Origin of the sequence: Variovorax sp. WDL1 (genome assembly GCF_001541225.1) — a bacterium.
Lineage (GTDB): Bacteria > Pseudomonadota > Gammaproteobacteria > Burkholderiales > Burkholderiaceae_C > Variovorax.
In genome coordinates this window covers 514-1,935 of record NZ_LMTS01000311.1, presented here as the reverse complement: position 1 = coordinate 1,935, position 1,422 = coordinate 514, and the positions used below count along the sequence as shown (strand labels likewise).

4 protein-coding genes are annotated in these 1,422 nt (G+C 49.8%); all 4 read right to left on the bottom strand.

Features of this window, described 5'->3' with window-relative positions; all coding sequences use genetic code 11:
- Positions 1 to 75 (bottom strand): prepilin-type N-terminal cleavage/methylation domain-containing protein (locus APY03_RS45810; protein WP_443082866.1); only part of this gene is annotated, 75 nt, incomplete at its 3' end.
- A 274-nt stretch (positions 76 to 349) separates the two neighbouring features.
- Positions 350 to 775 carry a hypothetical protein gene (locus APY03_RS42105; RefSeq protein WP_146039389.1) on the bottom strand — a complete coding sequence of 142 codons (426 nt, stop codon included), beginning with the start codon at positions 773 to 775 and terminating at the stop codon, positions 350 to 352.
- On the bottom strand, positions 772 to 1,101 hold the full coding sequence (locus APY03_RS42100) for a hypothetical protein (protein ID WP_146039390.1): 330 nt from the start codon (positions 1,099 to 1,101) through the stop codon (positions 772 to 774). Before APY03_RS42100 ends, APY03_RS42105 begins: the two co-directional genes overlap by 4 nt.
- A 128-nt stretch (positions 1,102 to 1,229) precedes the next feature.
- Positions 1,230 to 1,422, bottom strand: a 193-nt coding sequence (locus APY03_RS42995) for a hypothetical protein (protein ID WP_198161366.1), incomplete at its 5' end; no start/stop codon positions are given.

Here is a 1,422-nt window from a genome sequence, read left to right as displayed (position 1 = left end):
GATGACGAGGACGACCAGGAGTTCGAGCAGGGTGAAGCCGGTGCTTAGTGTTCTTGGATTAACTGAATTCTTCATTTGCTCCCTCTGACAAAAGAAGTTACTGGTTTGCTGCTCGATCCCGAAGAAATTGCAGAATAGATACACTTTCCAAGCACTCAGCTTCTGCTTTTGGCTTCAAATTATTTATGAATAGCGCAAATGGTCCAAGGACACATTGCACTCATGCTTGAAATCAATGCAATCGCCCATTAGCGTCAAGAATTGCTTCGTTGGCTTGACTTGTCAATAAAAACCGATGCCGTTACACCAACGTCATTTTATTGATTGCAGGTCACAGGACCGAACGCTTCTAGCAGATGCCTTGGACAATCACTGCGCCCCTGGTAGCAGAAACAGTTCTGGAAAGGTCCAATCTTGTAAGGAAATCGGCAGAAGCCGAACCAACAGCAATGTACGTTCGAAGATGTGATAGATCGTCATTATCGATAAAATATCGCTGAACTCGTTGAGCTCTAACTAAGGCGATTTTTTCATCCAGCGTTCCTTTTGCCATTTCTGAGATTCCTTGAATATACAATCTAGCAGGCCGGGCGATCGAGCATTTCTCAGCAGAGAATCGAAGCATCTCTGTTAACTTTTCCTTGACCTCATTGGATAGCGAATCCGTCATAACACTGACTACGATAATTTTTTGATTTTTTATCGAATCAGCCGTTGCCAAGGATGCCAACACGACAATGACTGCTGTTGTCGCAAGCCGAACAAACGTTTTCATCGTCGTCTTCCTTGAAGAGTAATGAAGCGCTCTTGGATCATCGGTGCAAATCTATCCGAAAATGCAGAGCCAAAGTTAAGTGCCGGCGCTTCCCAGGGCCGCGTTTCGTACGACATTGTCGCTTCCTCAGCAGTCGCAGTTGAAACCAATGCTCTGTTCTCTGGAAGGCTATGCAAATATTCATGCGCAACAACATTGGCCTGGTCTATTCTATTGCTTGCGAAAAAATCAGGATGAATGATCGCCGCGTTTTTGTCAGCGTGATAGGTAGCAGCAATTCCACTGCCAAGGGCTTGTGTATTGACCAGCGGGACAACGAAATCCATTTGATTGAACGTCGTAGTGGAACATGCGACACAGACATCTTGCATCTCATCAATGCGTGGCCCCACAAACGACACGACCGCAGCAAGATTTCGCACGTCTGTCGCGCGTGCTCCCGCTAGGGCGCCCCTCAGAACTCCAGCCAAGCCGCTCGGATCGCTTGTTGGATGGGTTGCTTGACCGGGGGCATGTTGGCGCGAAGGACGCCGGGGGCGGGAGCGAATTCGCCGGTGGTGCCGGTGGTGCTGGTGGCACCGGCGGCTGCACCGCGAGCAGAGGCATGGGCCTCCTTGGCACCGTCCTTGACGGCCTCGCGCCGCACA